Annotated in this window: 20 protein-coding genes and 1 pseudogene; 9 read left to right on the top strand and 12 right to left on the bottom strand. The window is 61.2% G+C overall.

Annotated features, from left to right (window positions below; translation table 11 throughout):
- Positions 1-166: 166 nt before the first annotated feature.
- The 5 genes from NKI67_RS01675 (at position 167) to NKI67_RS01655 (ending at position 5442) form a co-directional block, all read left to right on the top strand.
- On the top strand, positions 167-1240 hold the full coding sequence (locus NKI67_RS01675; RefSeq protein ID WP_352644198.1) for an ABC transporter substrate-binding protein: 1074 nt from the start codon (positions 167-169) through the stop codon (positions 1238-1240).
- 4 nt (positions 1241-1244) lie between these two features.
- Positions 1245-2198, top strand: a complete 954-nt coding sequence (locus tag NKI67_RS01670) for a carbohydrate ABC transporter permease (RefSeq protein WP_023675501.1) — start codon at positions 1245-1247, stop codon at positions 2196-2198.
- A gap of 7 nt (positions 2199-2205) precedes the next feature.
- Complete coding sequence (locus tag NKI67_RS01665; RefSeq protein WP_023675500.1) at positions 2206-3021, top strand: carbohydrate ABC transporter permease; 816 nt, start codon at positions 2206-2208, stop codon at positions 3019-3021.
- A 22-nt stretch (positions 3022-3043) separates the two neighbouring features.
- A complete protein-coding gene (locus tag NKI67_RS01660) occupies positions 3044-4378 on the top strand; it encodes a sulfatase family protein (RefSeq protein ID WP_352644196.1) in 1335 nt (444 codons plus the stop codon).
- Positions 4379-4446: 68 nt separating this feature from the next.
- A complete protein-coding gene (locus NKI67_RS01655) occupies positions 4447-5442 on the top strand; it encodes a LacI family DNA-binding transcriptional regulator (protein ID WP_352644194.1) in 996 nt (331 codons plus the stop codon).
- 12 nt (positions 5443-5454) lie between these two features.
- On the opposite strand, the pseudogene NKI67_RS01650 reads toward NKI67_RS01655, so the two are convergent.
- Positions 5455-5896: pseudogene (locus NKI67_RS01650) on the bottom strand (DUF2267 domain-containing protein).
- A gap of 120 nt (positions 5897-6016) precedes the next feature.
- Positions 6017-6277 (bottom strand): hypothetical protein, encoded by a 261-nt coding sequence (locus NKI67_RS01645; protein ID WP_352615426.1) that lies wholly within the window; start codon positions 6275-6277, stop codon positions 6017-6019.
- A gap of 312 nt (positions 6278-6589) precedes the next feature.
- Here NKI67_RS01645 and NKI67_RS01640 point away from each other — a divergent pair, with 312 nt between their 5' ends.
- Positions 6590-7015 carry a VOC family protein gene (locus NKI67_RS01640; protein ID WP_245274639.1) on the top strand — a complete coding sequence of 142 codons (426 nt, stop codon included), beginning with the start codon at positions 6590-6592 and terminating at the stop codon, positions 7013-7015.
- 76 nt (positions 7016-7091) lie between these two features.
- On the opposite strand, the gene NKI67_RS01635 is transcribed toward NKI67_RS01640, so the two are convergent.
- The 5 genes from NKI67_RS01635 to NKI67_RS01615 form a co-directional block, all read right to left on the bottom strand.
- A complete protein-coding gene (locus NKI67_RS01635) occupies positions 7092-8288 on the bottom strand; it encodes a glycoside hydrolase family 172 protein (RefSeq protein WP_352568069.1) in 1197 nt (398 codons plus the stop codon).
- Positions 8289-8312: 24 nt separating this feature from the next.
- Positions 8313-9155: a carbohydrate ABC transporter permease gene (locus tag NKI67_RS01630; protein ID WP_352644191.1), complete on the bottom strand. Its 843-nt coding sequence runs from the start codon at positions 9153-9155 to the stop codon at positions 8313-8315.
- Positions 9148-10074: a carbohydrate ABC transporter permease gene (locus NKI67_RS01625; protein WP_352644189.1), complete on the bottom strand. Its 927-nt coding sequence runs from the start codon at positions 10072-10074 to the stop codon at positions 9148-9150. The genes NKI67_RS01630 and NKI67_RS01625 overlap by 8 nt, the downstream gene beginning before the upstream one ends.
- 21 nt (positions 10075-10095) lie before the next feature.
- Positions 10096-11451: an ABC transporter substrate-binding protein gene (locus tag NKI67_RS01620; protein ID WP_352644187.1), complete on the bottom strand. Its 1356-nt coding sequence runs from the start codon at positions 11449-11451 to the stop codon at positions 10096-10098.
- Between the two features lie 73 nt (positions 11452-11524).
- Positions 11525-12529, bottom strand: coding sequence for a LacI family DNA-binding transcriptional regulator (locus NKI67_RS01615; RefSeq protein ID WP_352577750.1), 1005 nt, complete (start codon positions 12527-12529; stop codon positions 11525-11527).
- Between the two features lie 807 nt (positions 12530-13336).
- Here NKI67_RS01615 and NKI67_RS01610 point away from each other — a divergent pair.
- Positions 13337-13882, top strand: coding sequence for a hypothetical protein (locus NKI67_RS01610; RefSeq protein ID WP_352644185.1), 546 nt, complete (start codon positions 13337-13339; stop codon positions 13880-13882).
- 39 nt (positions 13883-13921) lie between these two features.
- Here NKI67_RS01610 and NKI67_RS01605 read toward each other — a convergent pair whose 3' ends face one another.
- From NKI67_RS01605 to NKI67_RS01595, 3 genes are all read right to left on the bottom strand, one after another.
- On the bottom strand, positions 13922-14596 hold the full coding sequence (locus NKI67_RS01605) for a LuxR C-terminal-related transcriptional regulator (protein WP_352448141.1): 675 nt from the start codon (positions 14594-14596) through the stop codon (positions 13922-13924).
- Positions 14593-16035 (bottom strand): sensor histidine kinase, encoded by a 1443-nt coding sequence (locus NKI67_RS01600; protein WP_352644183.1) that lies wholly within the window; start codon positions 16033-16035, stop codon positions 14593-14595. The genes NKI67_RS01605 and NKI67_RS01600 overlap by 4 nt, the downstream gene beginning before the upstream one ends.
- Before the next feature lie 92 nt (positions 16036-16127).
- Positions 16128-17045: a S10 family serine carboxypeptidase-like protein gene (locus tag NKI67_RS01595; protein WP_352644181.1), complete on the bottom strand. Its 918-nt coding sequence runs from the start codon at positions 17043-17045 to the stop codon at positions 16128-16130.
- A 279-nt stretch (positions 17046-17324) separates the two neighbouring features.
- On the opposite strand from NKI67_RS01595, the gene NKI67_RS01590 reads away from it, so the two are divergent.
- Positions 17325-17822, top strand: coding sequence for a hypothetical protein (locus NKI67_RS01590; protein WP_352469597.1), 498 nt, complete (start codon positions 17325-17327; stop codon positions 17820-17822).
- Between the two features lie 61 nt (positions 17823-17883).
- Here the strand turns inward: NKI67_RS01590 and NKI67_RS01585 are convergent, their stop codons facing one another.
- Together NKI67_RS01585 and oiaX are read right to left on the bottom strand one after the other, a co-directional pair.
- Positions 17884-19275: a four-carbon acid sugar kinase family protein gene (locus tag NKI67_RS01585; RefSeq protein WP_352644179.1), complete on the bottom strand. Its 1392-nt coding sequence runs from the start codon at positions 19273-19275 to the stop codon at positions 17884-17886.
- Positions 19276-19279: 4 nt separating this feature from the next.
- Positions 19280-20554 carry a 3-oxo-isoapionate-4-phosphate decarboxylase OiaX gene (gene oiaX / locus NKI67_RS01580; RefSeq protein ID WP_352644177.1) on the bottom strand — a complete coding sequence of 425 codons (1275 nt, stop codon included), beginning with the start codon at positions 20552-20554 and terminating at the stop codon, positions 19280-19282.
- A gap of 183 nt (positions 20555-20737) precedes the next feature.
- Between oiaX and NKI67_RS01575 the strand changes: the two genes are divergently transcribed.
- Positions 20738-21451: a transcriptional regulator NanR gene (locus NKI67_RS01575; RefSeq protein WP_352644175.1), complete on the top strand. Its 714-nt coding sequence runs from the start codon at positions 20738-20740 to the stop codon at positions 21449-21451.
- The last annotated feature ends 259 nt before the right edge of the window (positions 21452-21710 follow it).

Below are 21710 nucleotides of genomic sequence, written 5' to 3'. Positions count from 1 at the left end.
GCTACAAGTCAGTCGGATTCCTGCACGGCATGGTTTTGGGCGTGGCCCTGACGACCGCGACTGCGGCCCATGCCGAGACCTTGACGCTCTATTGGAACGCCGGCCACGCCTATCAAGCTTATGCCGATGCAATAGCGAAGTTCGAGCCGATCATACCGGATGGTCGGTGCAGTGGGAGAAATTCCAGTGGCCGGATATGCGCACCAAGCTGGTGGCGGATTTTGCGGCGAAGAACGCGCCCGATCTCGTCGCCGAACCCGGCGGCTGGGTGCAGGAATTTGGCCAGCGGAATCTGCTGCGGCCGCTGAACGACTTCATCCAACAAGACGGCAAGGCGATCGGCTATCCCGACGACTGGCAAGCCTATTCCGTCGAGCGCAACAAACTCGGCGACAAGTACTATGGCGTCCAGATCCACCTCACCTGCGCCACCCTCGTGTACAACGTCGATATGCTTAAGCAGGCGGGCTTCGACGCGCCGCCTGCGACCTGGGAGGAGTTCCTGAAGGTTGCCAAGGCGACGACGACCGGCGCCCGCTTCGGCTTCGCTCCCAACCCCAGCATCGGATATTATTCGTCGTGGCTACTGCAGAACGGCGTAAGCTATTACGATCCCAAGACAAACAAGGTCAATCTCGACAGTCCTGAGGCGATCGAAGCGATCCAGTTCCTCGCCGACCTGATCCACAAGGAAAAAGCAGCGACCAAGCCGGCGGCGGGTGCTGACTATGAGGGTCCGCAAAAGCTGTTCACGGCCAACCGGGTCGCAATGATCATAACCGGTCCGTGGGACGTGAAGCCGATCCGCTCGGGCAACCCGAAGCTCAACTGGGCGGTTGCGCCATCACTCAAGCACAAGGTGCAGGCGACGTTCGCGGGCGGCGTCAGCGTGATGATCCCTAAGGACGCCAAGCACCCGAAGGAGGCCTGGGAGTTGTTGAAGCGGCTCGTCGCGCTCGACACGGAACTAGCGGCTACCAAGGAAGCGGGCATGACGATGCCGCGCAAATCCTGGGCCGAAAACGCCGAGGTTCAGGCCGATCCGGTCATCGGCAGCTTCAGCAAATGCCTGCCTTACGCGCAAGACGTCACCGCCGAGCTGCGCCTCACCGGCAAGCACGCGCGAATCGAGAAGCTTCTGCAAAGTGCGCTCGAGGATATCATCTACAATCAGAAGCCAGCAGCCGAGATCATGCCGAAATTCGCGGCCGAGGCCAACGTCATCCTGGCCAACAACTAGGCCGATGTTTATCAGCGGCAGCACCGATACGGCCGATACGGACATTCGCGTCGGCGCGATGCCGACCCGGCGAGCTGCCCGCTTCAGCCGGCGCACCAGACAAACGCTTCTCGCTTACCTGCTGCTGTCGCCAGCAATCCTCTATTTCTCGGTCTATTTCTTCTATCCGATAGGACTGGAGTTTTGGGCGAGCCTGTACAGCGGCCAGCCGCTGATCGGCGAGAGCCGATTCGCCGGACTGGACAACTACGTTGCTGCCCTCGGCGACGCGCGCGTTCGGCAGTCGCTCTTCGTGACGCTGGCCTTCGCGATAGGCGTCACCGCGGCCAGCATCGCCATTGGCCTCGGACTGGCGGTCGTGCTCAACCGGCCGATCCCGGGGCGCACTCTGATCCGCGCAATCATCTTCTTTCCCTACATCACCTCCTTCGTGATCGTCGCGTTGATGTGGCAGGCAATTCTCGATCCCTACACTGGCATCTTGAACAGCTTCCTTGCCGAGCTTGGGCTGCCGACCCAGAATTGGCTCGGCGACACCTCGACCGCGCTGCCGACCCTCATCGCCATCACGGTGTGGAAGGATGTCGGCTATGCCATGCTGATCTACCTCTCCGCGTTGCAGTCGATCCCGTCCGACTTCTACGATGCCGCATCCATCGACGGCGCCACGCCGACGCAGCAATTCCGCTATCTGACCTGGCCGTTGTTGACGCCGACCACGCTGTTCATCGCGGTCGTCAGCACGATCAGCCAGCTACAGGAGCTGGCGCCGGCCTACCTGATAACCAAGGGCGGACCGGCCGACGCGACGCGGTTCTTCAGCCTGCACGTGTTCGAGGCAGCCTTCTTCGAGCTCAACATCGGCTACGCCTCGGCGCTGTCTTTCCTGATGTTCCTGCTGATCCTGGCCATCACCTTCGTTCAGTTCCGCCTGCTCAACCGCGAAACCACCTATTGAGATTGGCATGACATTCGCAAAAACGCTCCCGTCCTACCTACTGCTGCTCTTCTGCGTGGCGCTGTCGATCTTTCCGTTCCTTTACATGCTTTCGCTGTCGCTGCAGAGCGATGCCGACGTCTTCAGCGGCATTCCGATTCTGATCCCCGAGACGTGGCAATTCACGAATTACATCGACATCTGGCAAAAGGCGCCGTTCGCGCGTTTCACGCTCAACAGCTTCATCATCGCCGGCGGGATTACCTTCCTCCATCTGATCTTCGATCCGTTGATCGGCTACGTCTTCGCGAAAATGGAATTCGCCGGTAAGCGCGTCATGTTTGTCGCGGTGCTGTCGACGCTGATGATCCCATTCTTCATCCGCATGATCCCGCTCTATGTGCTCACCGCGCGGATGGGATGGCTCAACACCTATCAGGGCCTTATCCTTCCATTCGCCATGAGCGCCTACGGAATCTTCCTGATGCGGCAGTTCATCCGTCCGATTCCCGACGAGTTGCTTGACGCTGCACGGATGGACGGCTGCTCGGAACTCGGCCTTTACTGGCGCATCGTGCTGCCGCAGGTCCGTCCGGCACTGGCGACGCTGGCCCTCCTCACCTTCGTGTTCCAGTGGAACGAATTCCTCTGGCCGCTGGTCGCCGTCAACACCACCGAAATGCGGCCGATCACGACGGGACTGACGCTTTTCAACCAGGAATTCTTCACCCAGTGGAACCTGACGGCGACGGGCGGGATCATTCTCTTCATCCCGAGCCTGCTGCTGTTCCTCTTCACGCAGCGCTACTTCGTCCGTAGCGTGATGCTGGCAGGCATGAAATGACCATTCGGAGTTATTGCATCCCATGACGTCTCGCCGACCGAACGTGATCGTCTTCTTCACCGACCAGCAGCGTTGGGACACCGTTGGCGTCCATGGCAATCCGCTCGAGCTTACGCCAAATTTCGACCGCCTCGCCGGGACCGGCACGTTCGTGGCGAATTCGTTTACCTGCCAGCCCGTTTGCGGCCCCGCCCGCTCCGTCTTCCAGACGGGGCGGTACCCGACCATCACCGGCTGCTACCGCAATGACATCCCACTGCCGAAGAGCGAGCGCACGCTCGCGCACCATTTCGCCGCAGCAGGTTATGACACCGCCTATATCGGCAAATGGCACCTGGGGTCCGCCGAGCCGGTCACCCAGGAAGAACGCGGCGGCTATCGCTACTGGCTGGCCTCCAACATCCTGGAGTTCACTTCGGGCCCCTTCGACACCGTCGTCCACGACAATGATGGCAAGCCGGTTAAGCTGCCGGGATACCGCGTCGATGCCCTCACCGACGCTGCAATCCGCTATGTCGCCTCGAGCGAAGACGAGCCCTTCTTTTTATTCCTGTCCTTCCTCGAGCCGCATCACCAGAACCAGACGGACAACTACCCTGCCCCGCTCGGATACGAGGAGAGGATCCGCAAGAAGCTCGCCATTCCCGGCGATCTCGCAGCACTTGGCGGCACGACAGCCGAACATTTCCCTGGCTATCTGGGCATGGTCGCCCGCCTCGACGAGGCGTTTGGACGGCTGATCGAGGCGCTCTACAGCCTTGGCCGGCTTGACGACACGATCATCCTCTTCACCTCCGACCATGGCTGTCACTTCAAGACCCGCAACAACGAATACAAGCGTTCCTGTCATGAGGCGTCGATCCGCGTGCCGACGCTATTCCACGGCCCCGGCTTCCAGCGCATCGGCACATATGAAGGCCTGGTCAGCCTCGTCGATCTCGCGCCGACCCTGCTCGCCGCGGCCGGCCTGAAAGTGCCCAATTCGATGCAGGGCGTCTCGCTGCTCGACGCACTGCAGGGCGAACGGCCGCCGCGCGACGAGATATTCATTCAAATCAGCGAGCACCATGTCGGCCGCGCGTTGCGCACCAGACGGTGGAAATATGAGGTCGAGGCACCGGGAAAAGACGGCTGGCGGGATTCCGGCAGCGATTTCTATGTCGAGGCGAGGCTCTACGATCTCGATGGCGATCCGAACGAGCTAACCAATCTCATAGCTTCGCCCGATCACGCAGAGACGCGTGCATGGCTGCGAGGCCGCATCGTTGCCCTGATGGAGGAGGCCGGCGAGGCAAGGCCCGAGATCCTTGCCGCCGGACATGGAAGCTGGAATGAAATCCGGCTGAGCGACAGCTGATCATGTCACGTCGCGCAGCGGATCCAACAATGCACGAGAGAAGTTCCGATCGCAGAAAGGCGCCGACCATGGCCGATGTCGCCCGGCGCGCCAATGTATCGACCGCTGCCGTGTCGTACCTGCTCAGCGGCGACAGCACGCGCCTGAAGTTCGTCGGCAAGGAGGCGCGGGAGCGCATCCTCGAGGCCGTTGCTGAGCTCAACTACGTGCAAAACCGCACCGCGCGCCAGCTGCGCCGCCAGCAGGCCGAGCGAATCTGCCTTGTACTGCCTCGTCTCGGCGTGCCGTTCAGCGACCGGATCGCGCAGGATATCCAATCTGCAGCGGCGCTGAGGGGATTTTCGACAATTATCACCGCGGGAGACACCTTCGAGCGAACCGACCGGATCGTGAGGGAAATCGAGAGCGGGCTGGCAGACGGCATTATCGCCGACTGGCAGCATCTCTCCGAGCCCGAGGTGATGCTCTTGGCCGCGCGCCTGGCGGCCGCGGGCCGGCCAGCGGTGATCTTCCATCCGACCATCGAGCCGGCAGGCTTCTCGGTTGTGCGCCAGCATACCGGCAGGGCCGTCTTCGAGGCACTCGACTATCTCTACCGAGCCGGCCATCGCTGCATCGCCTATATGGTGCATGAGCAAGCGGTGGACGCGAGCCGTCTCGCCGCCTATCGCAGCTTCCTGCAAGCACGCGGCCTTCCGCTGCGAGACGACCTGGTGATCGGCGGTGCAGAGGCGCGCAAGGCTGCGTTTGCCAATGCTACGGCGCTGGCCGCCCGCAAGGATCGGCCGACCGCGCTTTTCGTCGAATCCGATCTTGCCGCCGTGACCGCCCTGCACGCATTCGAGGAGGCCGGCCTCTCCGTGCCCGGCGACATTGCAGTCATCGGCTGCGGCAATATCGACGAGGGCGAATTCAGTCATCCGGCATTGACGACAATCGGCCCCGAAACTGCCCACTACGACCATCTTGCCGATCATCTGATCTCATTAATCTCGGCAACACCGGGCGCAATACCTACCCTTTTCAGCGTTTCGTGGCAGTTGGTCCGTCGCGCGTCCGCATGAGCAGGATCGCCGCTATTTGACGCCCACGCTTTCAGGCCAGAGGACCTGGATTTCCTTTGGCAGCGCATCCCGCACCTTTGCCGACTGGCCAAGGTCGATATGCCGCGCAAGCACACGCAGCACTGAGCGTGCCGCATCCTCGGGATCGACAGGACGGGTCGATTTCAATTCATCGGCGATGTGTTGCAGGAACTTCTCGAGCGAGCGTGTCTTGTCGGGCATGTCGGCGGGCCGATAGCGATCATAGTAGGCGCCGCGCACGAGCAGCGGCAGTTCCGCTCCCAAGTTGGCCGCCAGTCCGATCTGCAGCCTGTCCCGAAGGGTTCGCAGAACGGCGCCCCAATGTATGCCAGGCGACGTGTCGATCCGGACCAAGATCCGCCATGATCTCGTCAAGCCAGATGTTTGTTATTTGCAGCGTTTTGTCAAAAACGTCCAAGCCGGTTGCGCTCATCGTCGCCTCCTCGAAAGGTTCTGCGGGCGAAACGGCGACCGGAGATTATTGTTTCGTGGTCCTGTGAAAATCGTCCTGGCAAAGCGGCGGAAACCGGTTCGGTCGGAGAGCCTGTCGGCGTCAGGTCTGCTCGACACTCTGCATCTGCTGGATTTCGGCGATCTGTCGGAAGCGGCCGTTTTCCACCCCGTTGAGTGCAGTCACAGCGGCCAGATTGTCGCCCTTTTCATCCCACCGCACCGGCTCGCGATAGGCGATTCCCCTGAAACGGATATCGCGCACCGCCGCCAGAACGTCGCGCCGGCTCGGATATCCCTTGGATACAGTGCTGGCGTCTTTGATCGCGGCAAGGAGAAGGCAGGCCGAATCGTAGGCATTCACGGCATAATTGCGCTTCGGCTTCGCCGTCCGACGATCTCGCCAGCTTCGGCGAGCGTCGCTTCCAAGCAATCCCTTCGCGCGTCAACGACGCCCGTTCAACCTTCCCACAGTTGTATTCGGCGCCCTGCGTTCCGATCATTAAAGTCGTCCTTGCTGATCCGAAAGGTGGTTGTCCTCCGCCTAACTGAGCTTGTGCTCATCGGTTCCGAACGCCGTCTCAGCAATGAGACCAGTCCTCACGTTGCCCGAGCCCGGGTATCTCTTGACTGACTGAGCGGCCCGCGCCGACAATGGCATTGGGAAGATGGCGGGATGGCGCCCACGGTGTTCGGCACCACTTGGCGATCAAGCTGCGAAAGGGCTGTCATGGATTGGAAGCTGGAACTGGTCCCGGTCCCCGTATCGGACGTCGATAGAGCAATTGCCTTTTATGTTGGGAAGGTCGGCTTTCATCTCGATCACGACCACACCGTAAGCGACGAGATACGTTTCGTGCAATTGACGCCGCCCGGTTCGGCCTGTTCGATTGCCATGGGCAAGGGCCTCGTCGACAGCCCCCCGGGATCCATAAGGGGCCTGCAACTGGTCGTGCCCGATGTCGATGAGGCACACCGGTACCTGGCCGCTCAAGGTATCGAGGTCAGCGATATCAAGGATTTTCCCTGGGGCAGATTTGTCTTCTTTGAGGATCCCGACGGCAACACCTGGTCTGTCCAGCAACTTCCACCTCGCAGCTGAGGTGGCGCGCTGCAGCACGGTCGTGCCCCGACACAGATAGCGCGGGATGCACGGTTCAATTCGAACGCATCCCGGACTAACGCCTCTTCTCGTCGAAGGCGGCATTCCAATTGTGATAAGGCGCGCGATAGGTGGGGATGCGGTCCTCGACATCGGCAAGCGCTTCGAACGGTTTGTGCGGTTCGGCCTGATACCAGAAAGCGACCGACGAAATGTCGTCCGAGCGGCGATTGGCGTGACCGTGCTCGATGGTCACCCGGATGCGTTTGTGGAAGATGACCGGGTCCTCTATGTGCCAGCGATAGAGCGTAACCGGCTCGGTCCAGTTCGGCCCGCCGGCGGCGATGATGCCGTGATAGGGCGCGCTGTAGTCCTGTGTCGGGCACCATGCCGTATTGAAATAATCTTCCGTGCCGGTGCCGTGCAGCGTCGGCGGCCAGGCATCGTTGGCGCCGGGGCCGGTCTCGCCGCGATCGTCGATCAGTTCGGCCTTCGGTCCGATGCGCGGATCGGGCTTGCGCACTGTATCCGGCACGGAAATGCCCGGCTCGCCATCGACGAAGATCATGTCGTCGCCCTCGCCATACCAGTCCCATAGTGCGGAACGCCGCCGCGAATAGACGGAATAGAGCACGCCGACATAGTGGCCATGACCTTCCGCCTCCAGGATGGTGTAGTTGCCGTTCCCGTCGGTGTTTTCCCCGCCAAACAGGACCTGCTCGTTGGCCAGCCCCGTCTCGTCTATGCCATCAGGTCGCTGCTGCCTGTATTGGGCGTGGAAGCGGCCCAGGCCTTCCTCGAGTTCCTCATGCAGTTCGAGATCGACATAGTAATAGAAAAGCAGGTCGTCCTCAGCCTCATTGGTGACGGTGAAGCGCATGTGGCTGGCAAACGGCATCGGAAAGTAGCAGTTGAAGGCCTTGCCATCCTCTGGACTTGCCTGCACCGGCAGGCTGGCAAAATTGCGCGTGCGGGCATGGCCCATGCCGAAGAAATCGCCGATCGGCGTTTCGATGCTCGGATGTGCCTCACCATCCCAATAGGCGCGCAATACGATCTTGCGCAGGAACGCCTCGCTCTCGCAGGCGAGCGTCGCCCAGATATGCGTGACGATGCCGGCACCGTCATGCTCGGCAATCACCACCGTCTGGCCGGGTTCAATGTGCAGCCGGTCGTCATTGCCGCCGGTGCGGTCGTAGCTTGAGAACCGGCGGGTTTTGGCGTCGCGCAATTTGGCGAGCCCGCGAAGCGGCGACAGGCCGGCATTATCCATGTGTTTCTCCTCTTGCTTCAGCAGTTATTTCAGGCCGCTTGTCTTGATGGATTCCATGATTTGGCGCTGGAAGATCACGAAAAGGACCAGCATCGGCACGGCGACGATGGTCGAGGCGGCCATGACATAATTCCAGGCGGCGGCGTACTGGCTCTTGAAATTTGCTATCGCAACCTGCACCACCCAGAGATCGAGGTCGGAGGTGATCGTCAGCGGCCACAGGAAAGCGTTCCAGTTGGCGAGGAAGAACAGGATCGCCAGCGCCGACAGGATCGGCCGGCTGAGCGGCAGGATGATGCTCCAATAGATGCGCCAGTAGCCGGCGCCATCCATGATCGCCGCTTCTTCCAGTTCCCTGGGCAGCGACAGGTAGTATTGCCTGAGCAGAAAGATGCCGAACGCGTTGAAGATCGCCGGAATGATCAGCCCGGCATAGCTGTCCAACATGTGCAGCGTCCGCGTCAAAATGAACAGCGGCACGATGATGACCGGCAGCGACACCAGGAAGGTCGAGAACATGGCGAGGAACAGAATGTCGCGGCCCGGAAAACGCAGCCGTGCGAGCGAATAGCCGGCCATCGAATGGAAGAACAGCGCAGCGACGGTTACTGTGGCCGACACAAAGAACGAATTGAAGAGATAGCGCAGGAACGGCACCTCGGTCAGCACATAGAGGAAATTGCCGAGCGTCGGCCGTTCCGGAATGAGGCTCGGCGTGAAGACGTCGCTCGCCGGCTTGAGCGAGATGACCAGCATCCAGACAAGCGGGAACACCGTCATCAGGCCAAGCGCTGCGGTCGCCAGCATCCAGGCAAGCCTCGCCGCTCGTATCTGCGAACGGCCGGAAGGAGTTCGGCCGTCAGTCATGCTCGAAACGTCCGCCGCGCGTCAGCACGAAGAAGAAGACCGTGACCAGCATCAGCGCCAGCACCAGCAGCGATGCCATTGCCGATGCATAGCCGAAGGCGCCGAACTGGAACGCCTGCTTGTAGATGTAGATGATCAGCACCGAGGTCGAATTGACCGGCCCGCCTTTGGTCATCACATAGATCAGGTCGAAGACCTGGCCGCCGGCGACAGCCGCGACGAGCGAGACCAGGAGGACGAAGAAGCTGGTCGGCTTGAGCAAGGGCAAAGTAATGTACCAGAAGCTTGTCACCGGCCCGGCACCGTCGATCTTTGCGGCTTCGTAGTACTCTGCCGGGATGTCCTGGAGCCCGCCGAGGAAGATCAGCATGTAGAAACCCATCAGGAACCAGACGCTGACCAGCACCAGCGTGAACAGCGCCAGATTTGGATCGCCGAGCAGCGAAATTCCGCCGAGGCCGACGAGCGGCGCCAGCCGGCTGACGATGCCGACCTTTTCGACCAGCATGAGCTGCCACACGAGCGCCACCACGACCAGGCTGACCATCTGCGGCGCAAAGAACATCGAGCGCATGACCGCGTTGAAGCGGTTGGTCTTCTGCACCAGAAGCGCCAGTCCCAGTCCGGCGACGTAGAGCGTCGGCACCAGCATGACGGCATAAGCTACCGTCACCTTCACGGACGACCAGAACAGCGGGTCGCCCCACATGCGCCTGTAATTGCCGAACCCGACGAACCTGTAGCCGCCGAAGCCGTTGACCTCAAAGAACCCGACGGCGAGCGACAGCAGCATCGGCACGCCGACGAACACCAGCAGGCCAACCGCATCGGGCAGGACGAACAGCCATGCGGCGCAGCGCTCCCTTTGCTTGGCGGTGAGGCCGCGGGCGGAATTCGCGCCCGCGGCTGGCGGTTTCATCTGATCCATGCTGGAAAGGACCTAAAGGATCGGCGCGCCGGAATAGGAAGCGAGGAACGCATCGAGTTGCTGACTGGCCGTCGTTGCCGCCTGCTGGGCATCAACCCCGCCAAGCTGTGCCGACTGGATGGCGTCGGAGATGATCTTGTAGGCCTCCGGCGGAACCCGCGGCTCGGCGCGCGTCCCCGGATGGATCTCCTTGGCGAAGGTGCCGAACTTGCCGGTGCTGAAGACATCGGCGCCGGCCTTCAGCGCGCTGTTGCGCGGCGGCATGTCGCTCTTGGCGACAGTGCACCAGTTGACGACCCGGTCGATCGATGCCGGATCCATTGAGGCCAGCGCCCAGGCGCAGAACTGGGCGGAAGCATCCGGGTTCTTGCCTCCGGCATTGGCGACAAAGGCCCAGCCACCGCCGACGGTGACGTATTTGCCATTGGCCGGTGTCGGCAATTTGAAGATGCCGTAGGGCACGTCCTTGGCGTTGTTGTCCATCGCCGAAATGCCCCAGATGCCGCAGTTCTGCATGGCGCACAGCCCTGCCCCGAGATTGGCGACTATGTCGAAGCCGCCGCCGACCACCTGACGCGGCGCCACGCCGGTATTGATGGCATCCTGCCAGAGTTTCAGCGCCTGGACGGTGGCCGGCGAATCGAAGGCGCTCTTGCCGTCCTTGCCCTGGAATTCGCCGCCGCCCTGCCACAGGAACGGATACCAGGTGAAGTTCTGGTAATAGCCGGGAGTCGTTTCGAACAGCACGCCGTAGCGACTGGGCGTCGTCAGCTTTTTGGCGACCGCCAACAGCTCGTCCCAGGTCTTCGGCACGTCGTTCTCGTTGAGCTTTGCATCCTCGAACGCTTTGACCGAATAGTAGAAGGCCATCGGCTCGACTTCCATTGGCACACCGTAGATCTTGCCGTCCACCATGCGGTTGGCGATGACGCTTTCCGGGAAATCGGCTTTGGCGGCATCCTCGATATGCGGCGTCAGGTCGGCAAGCACGCCGCCATTGTAATAACGCAGGAAATCGCCGGGGCTGATGAGGAAGATGTCAGGGCCCTCGCCCGACGCGAAGGCCGTTGCCAGCTTGGAACCGGAGATGTACTCGCTGTTGACGACATATTCGAGCTCGACCTTCTGGTCGTGGCCGTTGTTCCAGTCGGCCACCAGCTTTTCGAACCACTGGACCTGCGGCTTCACGTCTCCGCGAGGCGCATAGAACTGCCAGAATTTCAGCGGCGCTTCCTGAGCGCGCACGGCCATCCTGTTGATGAACGGGAAGCCTGTAAGGCCGGCGGCAGCGAAAGTGGCGCCGCCCTGGATCAGCCGACGGCGGTTCAGGCTGGCCAATGGCCGGTCGCGGGTCGTTTTGTCAGTCATCAATTCCTCCCTTGGATGTTGTTCGGTCGAACGTTGGCGAAGGGACCTCCGTTCCCTTTGCCGGCATCTGGCGTCACGCGCTGTCGAATGGGCTCAACGCGCATGGGATCACTTCGGTGCGCGGGGCGCCCTCGACTTTGCCACCCAGCCGTTCGAGCAGCATTTCCGTGGCGCGCTTGGCAAGCATTGTCGGACTGTTGCCGACATGGGTCAGCTTCGGCCTGACATATTCCAGTTGAGGCAGGTCATCGAAGACTGCGATGGCGATATCTTGAGGGATATTGATCCCATGGTCGTAGAATTCGGTCAGCGCACCGGAGGCCATCAGATAATTGGCGAAGAACATCGCCGACGGCAGGTTTCCGCCGTGCTTCTCGCTGAGCCAGGTGACCGCATCCCGCCCTGACGGGGCAAGATAGCTTCCCTCGAACCGCAGATCGACGGAGATTGGCACGCCATTGTCGGCGAGCCCTTTTTCGAAGCCGGCGGCACGCGCCATCGCCTCCTTGAAAAAGGATGGCCCGGTGACATGGGCGACGCGGCGATGGCCCCTCTTCGCCAGATACTCGCCCATCAGATAGCCGCCGCCGAAATCGTCCAGCTGGACGCTGTCGACAGCATGGTTCGGCAGATGGCCGATGAAGACGGCGGGCAGATCGAGGCTGAGCAGTTCGCTGTGCATGCCGTGCAGCGCGAAGTCGGCAACGATGACGCCGTCGACCCGCTTGCGCCCTATCTGGCGCAAATACTCGCGGCCGTGATCCTGTGAATGTCCGCCCGGCACGTCGGTGTTGAAGATCAGCATGTCGAGGCCGACCACTTCGAGCGTCGACTGCGCCGTTTTCACCAGCTCCGGATAGAACGGGTTGCGGATGTCCGGGATCAGCATCGCGATAATGTTGGTGCGGCCGGTGCGTAGGCTCTGCGCCTGCGGGTTCGGCGTGTAGCCGAGTTCGTCGATCGCCGCTTGTACGCGCTCACGTAGCGATTTCGATACCCGGTCCGCATGGTTGATGACATGCGACACGGTCGTGCGCGACACGCCCGCTCGCGTGGCAACTTTGGAAATCGTGCTCATGGTGACAAGTTATGGGCACATGAATGCATTTGCAAATCGATTTTACCAATGTCTCGCAAATTAGGGCCGTCAGGCGGATTACACAAATGCCAAAAGAAAAGGCCGGGTTGTTAAGCCCGGCCAAGTGTGAAGGTCTATAACCTCCAGAGGGGAACGCGCCGGACGCAATGGGAGGAGACATCCGACGCAATTCGCATATGGGTCTGTATTGGTGGCGTTTCAACGATGCGGCAGTAGACCAACGGCGTTGCTGCCATAGAGCCAGAAACGCAAAGCATTCGAAGAGGGCGGTGGATCGCAGCTGCCAGTTGGACACAAAGGTCGCCGAATGCAGGGCGGCTCCTGGCATAGGGACTTCAGTCTGTAGGCCTATCGACCAAGGACCCGCACGGCCAAACTTTGGTCCGAGGCTGCTATCGCAAAAGCCCGAAATGCGAGAGTTTCAGGAACTGAGTTCCGAGGAGCCCCGTTGCGATGCCGACTGTTACAGGAGGCCGCCATGGACCCGAGCATTCACCAGGCACGTTGGCTGCTTTTTCCGTTATTTGGCCTGTGCTTCGGGGTCGCGGCCATTGGATTTATTGTTGGCTGACGGTGGAAGTCGGCGCTACCGCGGAGAGACGCAACCACGGGAAGGCAAAAGACTTGCGCAGTAAATAGTCCCTTCCTGCGCTAGCGAGACCCACCAGTTACCATCGTGGGACTGGTGGGTCTTGACGTTCCGGACGCAAACCATTGTTTTAAGCATCACACGAATTCGAACAGGAGGCAGTACGACAGAGCCGTATGATTAAGGGGAGTTCCGACATGCGACTGGCAAGTTCATTGATGACGACCCGGAAACGAAGGACCGGATCTTCACGAGGACGTCATGTCGGCATTTCTATAGTCGTCTTGACCTTCATTCTCGTCGTGAGCCCCTATCGCGTCGTGGTCGATGGATCATCGCAGCCGCTCGGCCCGCAGGCTGCCTGGGCCAAAGATGGCGGGAACGGCAATGGCGGGAACGGGAACGGGAATGGGAACGGCAATTCGGGCAATTCGGGTGGAAACTCCGGCAATTCGAACTCGAACGCTGGTGCCGGCAAGGGCAAAGCAAAGTCGCAGGACGACAATCTCCCTGATCCCGCCCCTGCGGTAAACCCCGATAGCAAGCCAAAACTCTTTGTCAACGCATCCACAGGAGACCGGGTCGAGGTGAGCGGCCCGAGCATTGGCGTGGTGCATTCGAACGGACTCAGTGAGCGCATCGACAGCGACCAATATGAAATGCGGGATGCCGAGGGCCGCATCATCATTCGGCGCCTGGCGACGCGTTCCGATCGGGACAGGTTGCTTGGAATGATCAACTGAGGGCCAGTTCACATGGCCGCGCAGTGCGGCAATTTCGGCTCAAGCATGATCGCGAACAGGCGGATGGCGGCGCTCAGTCGCGTCGCGCAAGGTCATGGCGGCTTCGGTCCTGTTGCTGACGTTGAGCTTGGCCAGGATTCGCGTCATGTGGTGCTTTATCGTCTTTTCATGCAGGTTCAGCCGAAGCCCGATCCGCTTGTTGCTCAGTCCCGCGGCAACCAGCGTCAGGATCTCCCTTTCGCGGCTGGTGAGGTCGGCAAGTCCGTCAGCTTTCGCCGGCTCTTTTGATTGAGCCGAGAGATCGGCCAACAGGCGCGCCGACAATTGTGGACAGACATATCGTTCGCCCGACGCTACCGTGCGCAGGATCGCAGCCAACGTCCTCGACCCGACCCCCTTCAGAACATAGCCCCTTGCCCCGCTCTGCAACGCGGTCATCACGTGCTGGTTTTCTTCCGAAACGGTCAGCATCACAATTTTCAGTGCCGGATGCCGCTCAAGGGCCGGTCCGATCACGCCAAGGCCACCTCCAGGAACCGAGATGTCCATCAGCAGAATGTCGGGCCGCTGGTCTTCGATTATCCGCAGGGCATCGTCTCTGCTGCTTCCTTCACCGACGATCTCGAACCCGCCGATCTGATCGAGCGTGCGCACAACGCCTTCCCTGAACAGCGGGTGGTCGTCGACGATGGCGAGCTTGATGGCTACTGTCATGTCTGCCCCATTTCAACGATGTTGAGGGCCATTCTTACGACTGTGCCACTCTGTGAGGAAGTCACGGTAAACTGGCCCCCGAGGCTTTCCACCCGCTCGCGCAGCCCAACGAGTCCCAGCCTCTCGGGACGCACGATTTGCGGGTCAAAGCCAGCGCCGGCGTCGGCCACTTCGATACAAACGCGCTCGCCGTCGAAATGTTTCTCGACCGACTGACCTTCACCTCCGGCATGACGGAATCCATTGTTCAGCGCCTCCTGGACGAAGCGGAAGATGCAAATCTTGGCCGCCGGCGACAACGGCGCATGGCCGCCGGTCATCGATAATCTCACTTTGACGCCGGTTCGTTCTTCGTGCGCCTGTACGGCTAGCTGGAGAATTTCACCCAGTTCGGCATGCTCGATATGCGGCAGGACAAGGCCCTTGCTGATGCTCCTGATCTCGCGCATGGCATCGTCCAGATGTGCTTTGATGGCCAGCAATTCCTGTGCGCGCTTCGATTGCGGCGTAGCGGGATCGGCAATGACGGGGCTGTCGATCCCCAGCGCCGCGAGAGCAACCAATTGCGCGGGGCCATCGTGCAAGTCCGCACCGATGCGCCTGAGATAGCGTTCGTTAAGTGCGGTGGCACGCTGCGAGGCACGCTGCACCCGCAGCCTCAACAGTCTGTTTTGCGCAAGCAGATCGGAAAGCTCGGCAATGCGCTGCTTCAACGAGCGGCTCTGCGAACTGATCATGCGGCTGCCACGGAACACGATTGCCGACAGCCCGAGAAAGAAGGCCGCTGTGACGGCGGCAACGTCCAGCCAGGTTCGAATGAGCGCCTGATGCAGGTTTCTTTCAAAATCAGTGGCGACCTCGTAGAATTCCGAAACGGCCACCACTTCCCCCGACCATGGCTGCAGCACCGGATTGTAGATCTCGAGGAGATGCAAGCCGCTGGCTCTTTCGGCCTCGCTGTCCGGATCGTCGAGCTTGTCGAACTCCGAGACCATTTGGCCTGCGAATGCCGCCCGGAGATTGTCGCTGGGTTCGAAGCGCTTGCCGATCAATGTCTTGTCGGTCGAATACAGGATGGTTCCGTCGCGACGCCAGAGCTTGAAGGATTCGAGCCTTGTGCCGAGTGCCCCTTGTCCCAGCGTTTCATCGAGCGCATGGGCGACGCTCTCGTCGAGCACTTCGCTCTTGCGCATATCCGGAAGCAGCGGCGCGATAACGCTGTCCACGTAAAGAGCCGTCGCGGAAGCCGAATTCTGCGTGACCACGGTTTCTATATGGTTCGTGACGGAAATCCCCACCACCACCATGGCTGACAGGGAAAATAGACCGCCCGCGAGCAGGAACTGCGTTGCCAGCGACAGCGCATTCCAACGGTCAACAAGGCTTGTCAGCCTGTGTGGCTTGGTGTTCCGAATGGCCCGCTCGGCAGCACGCCGCACCAGTGGCGCGATTCTGGAGAGCCGGCTAATCCGTTGTCGAACGTCGCTGAAAGACGCCATCCTAGGTGTGTAACCGATCAATCGCGATGGAACTAGGGCCTGATGAGAGGGCGAACAGCGTATCCGGCGCTTTTTTGGGCAAACCGTCTCATTGCGTCGACTGCCGCCAGCCGCTCCTGCAGGGCCGGGCCGGAAACGCCTTCGCTGTGTAGGCGCACTGCCGCCAGCGACGGCAGTTCCAGCGCCCAGTGGAGCGGCTGGAACTCGTCCGGGCGCACCAGCGTGAATTCGAGCGCCGGCGAAATCAGCACGACGCCACTCGGGCTGATGCCGATGTCTTCCTGAAGCTTCCTGGCGAGCAATGCTGCTCGAAAGCCGCCATAGCTTTCGCCAGCCAGGAAGACAGGCGATGCCGTACGGTTCGTCTGCGCCAGATAGAGCCGGATAAACGCGCCTATCGACGCGGCGTCCTGGCTGACGCCCCAGAAGCTGTGTGCTTCCGTGCCGGGCGCTTCACGGCTGTAACCGGTTCCAACAGGGTCCACAAAGACCAAGTCGGTCATGTCGAGCCAAGTGTCGGGGTTGTCGAACAGCCTCTGCGGCGGCGGCAGGAAACTTCCATCGGCCGCCGTCGCCAGGACCCGCGGACCGAGCGCGCCGAGATGAAGATAAGCGGAAGCTGCTCCCGGACCGCCATTGAACACGAAGGTGATCGGGCGCCGCGGATCCGGTCCCGTTTCTTTCCCGGAATGCAGTGCATAGGCGACGTAGAAAATCTCGGCGGTGATATCGCCTTTGCCGGACGGCAATGACAGCGTGCCGGCCTTGGCCTCGTAATCGAGCGTGCGTCCGGCAATGACGATCGAATGATCGGAAGTCTGCGGCGGTGGCAAGAGCGAGAGAACCCCGCCTGTAGGCGGCGGCCGCTGGGCCGTCTCCGCGTGACCCACCCCAACTCCGGCAACCAACAGCAGAAGAGCGAGGGCGATTTCTTGCAGCTTGATAGGCATGACGTCTCCGGAGCAATTGGCTGGAAACTAGCACACCGTCGGCCGAACCAAAGTCACAGCACCGTGCGCCAGTACATCTGACAAGAAGGGGTCGGATTTGGAAATCCGATGCCCAGGCGGAAGATAGGGCGCGAGGGTCACGGCGGCAGCCTCAACCTCTTGCAGCAGATGCATGCGGCGGAATGACGTACCAAACGACTTCGTGAATTTTCTGCCGGTTGACTCGATTGGCCCACTTCCTAGGTTGGCATTCGGGCTCCCGTGCAATCCGAAGTTGGCATGACATCTTTCCACACCCGAAAGCTTGCCCTTCTCCTTCTATCGGCAAGCGCCGCCATCCTGTCTTCCTGCGTCATGCCCGACGACACGTCGAGCACTGCAAAGGAGGACGCCACGGCGGCGGCAGCCCGCAGGGAGATGGTCGGCCTTAGCGAGGCGGACGTTCGAATGTGCGCCGGCTTTCCGACCGCCACTGCCGATGTCGGCAAATCCGGCCAGATCTGGACCTATCAGCGCGTCGTTCAACGCGGCAATCTCAACATTGTCGTTCCGACCGTGGCCATTGGCCCCGTCCCGGCGCTGGGAGGTTCCGTCAACGTCGCCCCCGGCGGCTATTGCAACACGCAAATTCGAATGGTTGACGGTCATGTTGCCGAGGTTGCCTACGCCGGCGACAACAACCTGCCGAACAACCGCGATGCGCTCTGTGTCAGCACGGTAGACGCCTGTGTCGCCTACGCCCGTCAGTATCATCCAGGCAGGACAATGGGCAGATAGCGGGATGAGTGGCATTGCCGCTGGTCTGAACGCCTGAGATTTCTGGTTTGCCGGCTAGTGACTATCCTCGATCCCGATCGAGCATCACCGATTTGACCTGACATTCCCCGCTCTCAACCGCGGACCCGACCCCATCGCGAATAGTGGAGAAATAGCGGTCGGTTCCGACCTGCCCGCCCTTGAGGGCAATTTCCAGCCCATCGATCGCCTTAATGCTTGAATGCGCCACACAAAGTGGCGAGCCCGGCGATGCCGGCAGCGGCATTCGCACCGTCAGCGCGTCGACGCCCATCTGGCCAAGTGCATGGCTCGACGTGTCGCCGCCGGCGATGACCACGCGCAGTAGCTTCTCTTGAAGCGTCAGTTCGCGGAGAACCTCGCCAAGGCCGCGGCCGAGCTTATGGCGGGCGCCTTCCCGGAGATCGATTTCTGCACCGCGGTCGGCCGCAGGTCCGAGCGCGGTGTAGAGGATGACGCTGCGCCCGGCCCGTAGGCTGGAGCGGCCGGTTGCCACCGCGCGCGCAATCGCGTCGTTCGAAGCCTCAGAAACCAGTTCGACCGGGTCGAGCTCGATCCCGTCGAAGCCGTCGGCCAGAGCATGACGGATCTGTCGTTCCGTCGTCGGCGAGCAACTCCCCGAGACCACGGCGATCCTGTCGGCAGCGCCCGGCGGCGAAAAGGCGGATTTGGTATCCACGATCCGGTTCGATGCCCATTCGACCAGCAAGGCATATTCGATGCCTGAAGAGCCGACGACGAAATAACCGCCCGGCTTGCGAGCGCGCCAAATCTCCTTGCCGGCAAGTGCTTGGGTTTCCAGGCTATCGACATCGACAAGCACGATACCTGAGCCATTCTCCACAAGCCGGTCGAATGCTTTCGACCGCGACGCGGACTGCAGCGTCGCCAGGTCGACCAGGCCGGAGGCGAGGCTGGTCTGGCGCGACAGATGGATCAGCAGGTCGGATTCGTCCATCGGCGTGGTCGGATGGCGGCTCATCACGGGATGGCGGTCGATGCGGAAATATTTTTCGCGATAGGCCGCGAACAGATGACCGAAGGCGGTGTAGCGCTTCAGCTGCGGCGCGCCGACCACCAGCGGCACGCCGTCTTGCCGGAAAACCGAGCGGCCGATTTCGATCGCCCGGCCGATGCTGCCGATTGCCGGGCTGGAATCGAAGGTCGAGCAGACCTTGTAGTGGCAGATCTCGGCGTTGACGGTCTTCAGCCAGGCGAAGGCATTCCGCAGATGCGTGTCCATCCACTGCGGCGTCTCGCTGCGGCTGGTGCCGGCCAGCCCGAGGGCGCGGCAATGCGCAAATTGTGAAAGCAGCGCCTCGTCCGGCTGGCGCATGAACAGGACGGTCGGCACGCCGCCGAGCTCGAGCGCCTCCATAACGTCGGTCGAGCCGGTCAGGTCGTCGCCATAGTAACTCAGAAGCAGGTTTTGCATGGCGTCAGGCCGCCTCGCCGCCGCCGAACTTCTCGATCGACCGCGCCAGCTCGACATGGCTCAAGGCATAATCCGCCAACGGAATGTCTTGGACCGCCGCCTGCCAGGCCTGCTGCACGGCGCGCACGCCGGCGCCCGGCCCGTCCGGGTGGCTGACGATGCCACCGCCGCAGAGATAGAGAAGATCGACCGTCCGGCCGGTTCGCTGGAAGGTTTCAGGCGCCTGCCCGCCCCACTGGCCGGAGCCGGCGACCGGCAATGCGCAATCGGCCGGCGAAAAGATCGGCGTGGTCACCGCCTTGAAGGATTCGACGAAGGACCAGTCGGGTTCCCAGTATTTCGAGGCGATGCCGTTGATCTGGAACTGGTCGACGCCGAGCAACCGCCAGAACTGCTGCCAGACCTTGAAATCCATGCCGAGGCCGGGATGGCGGGTGAGAATGTCCCAGCCATTGCGGTGGGCATGGAGCACCAGGCTGGAGCGCTTTCGGAGGTAAGCCATGCCACCAAAGCCGATCGAATTGATGTTGACCACCGCGCAATTGCCGCCGGCCTTTGCCACCAGATCGTGGTTTCGCATCATCTCGTCGGGATCGGCATGTGAAATGCCGAAGGCATACATGACCTTCTTACCGGTCTTCTGCTCGTGGTCGAGGATCAGCGGCATGATTGCCCTCACTCGCTCCGACAGCGGTGAATAGGCCGGGCTCATCAGCTTCTCGTCGTCCTTGATGAAGTCGACGCCGGCGGCAATCAGCTCTTGCACCATTGCGGCCGTCTCGTACGGGCGGAGTCCCAGCGCCGGCTTGACGATGGTCCCGATGATCGGACGATCCGCGACACCGGTCAGCCTGCGGCTGCCCGTGACGCCGAATTGCGGGCCCGGATGCGCGCCCCGGTACTCCTCGGGTAGCTTCATGTCGACGACACGGATGCCGGACAGGCCCTTGATCGAAAAGGCGCCGCCGATGGCGATGGTCATCAGCGCCGACAGGTCGGTGCCGATGGCGTCCAGCGGAAAGGCGATATCGATGTCGGCGCGCTTGACCGGGCCGTTGCGTGCTTCGGGGCTTGCTCCGGAACCGGTTTCGGGAAGGGACGGCCGGTCCGCGTCCGGCAGATGCCGTATCGCCAGGACTCGCGCTGCGACCCTAGCCTTGAGCTCTTCCGTCTCGCCGGCCAGCGCGACGAAGGTCCCGGTCGACTGGTCGCTTGCAATCTTGGCCGCCAGCGCCTCGATATTGCCGGGCGTTTCGATGCGATAGGTAAGAACAATCATATTCGCGCGGCCTGCCGGGGAGGTTTCGAAAAAGGTTCCTTGGCCCTCGAAATCTGGTATAATGAGTACATAAGCATTGCAAGCCCTATCCGGCTTGGCGGTAAGGGCGAGTCGGCAACAGGCGTTCCGGAATTCACGGCGGAAATGCTAGGTATAGGCCGGTCAAAGGAGTGATTCGCGACGATGAACCGTTCGGAGCCGATCGTCCGGCGCAAGCTTTCCGACGAAGTATTCTTGAGACTGAAGCGCCTGATCACCGGCGGCGAATTGCTGCCGGGTGACGACATGCCGTCGGAGCGCGAATTGATGGAGCGTTTCGAGGTCGGCAGGCCGGCGATCCGCGAGGCGATGCAGGCGTTGAGCAATATGGGGCTGGTCGCGATCTCGCATGGTGAGCGTGCCAAGGTGCTGCAGCTCACCGCCAAGTCGATCATCAAGCAGGTCGACGGCGCAGCCAAGATCATCCTGTCGTCATCGAAGGACACGCTCGAGCACCTCAAGAACGCGCGCATCTTCTTCGAGCGCGGCATGGTCAAGGAAGCTGCAGAAAAGGCCACAGCCGAGGACGTGCAGCGGCTGCGGGAAACGGTCGCCGAGCAGCGCAGCCATCGTGGCAACTCGGAAGCCTTCATATCCGCCGACATGAAATTCCACACACAGATCGCGGCAATATCCGGTAACCCGATCTATGTCGCTGTCAGCGAGGCAATGCTAGGCTGGCTAAAGGAATACCACACCGAAATGCTGATCTGGACCGGCAAGGAAAAGTTCACGCTGACCGAGCATGAAGAGATCGTCGGACGCATCGAAGCCAAGGATGCGGATGGCGCCGAGAAGGCGATGATCAAGCACCTCGAACGCTCGCGCGCGCTCTACGTGATGAATTCCGGCAGCTGAAAATCAAGTGCAGGTCCCGACCGGCGTCGCGGTCGGACCTTGTTCTCGGCCTACTGGCTGACCACAGATCAGCCTGAGCCCGGACCGACGCAGTTTTATGTTGCCGTCTGAATCCGGTGTATGTGCCGCGTTGTTTTCATTCAGCGATTTCAGCATTTGCATCTTCCCAGCCGTGGATTTCCGCCGCCCGCTTTCGTCAGCAGGCCCGCATAGGCCCGTCTTGGAGGCGCCTGGCTTCTTCTTGAATTGGCAATTCTTG

Origin of the sequence: Mesorhizobium sp. M0408 (genome assembly GCF_040321495.1) — a bacterium.
Lineage (GTDB): Bacteria > Pseudomonadota > Alphaproteobacteria > Rhizobiales > Rhizobiaceae > Mesorhizobium.
The sequence above is the reverse complement of the archived record's forward strand: the minus strand, read 5'-3'. Positions and strand labels throughout refer to the sequence as shown.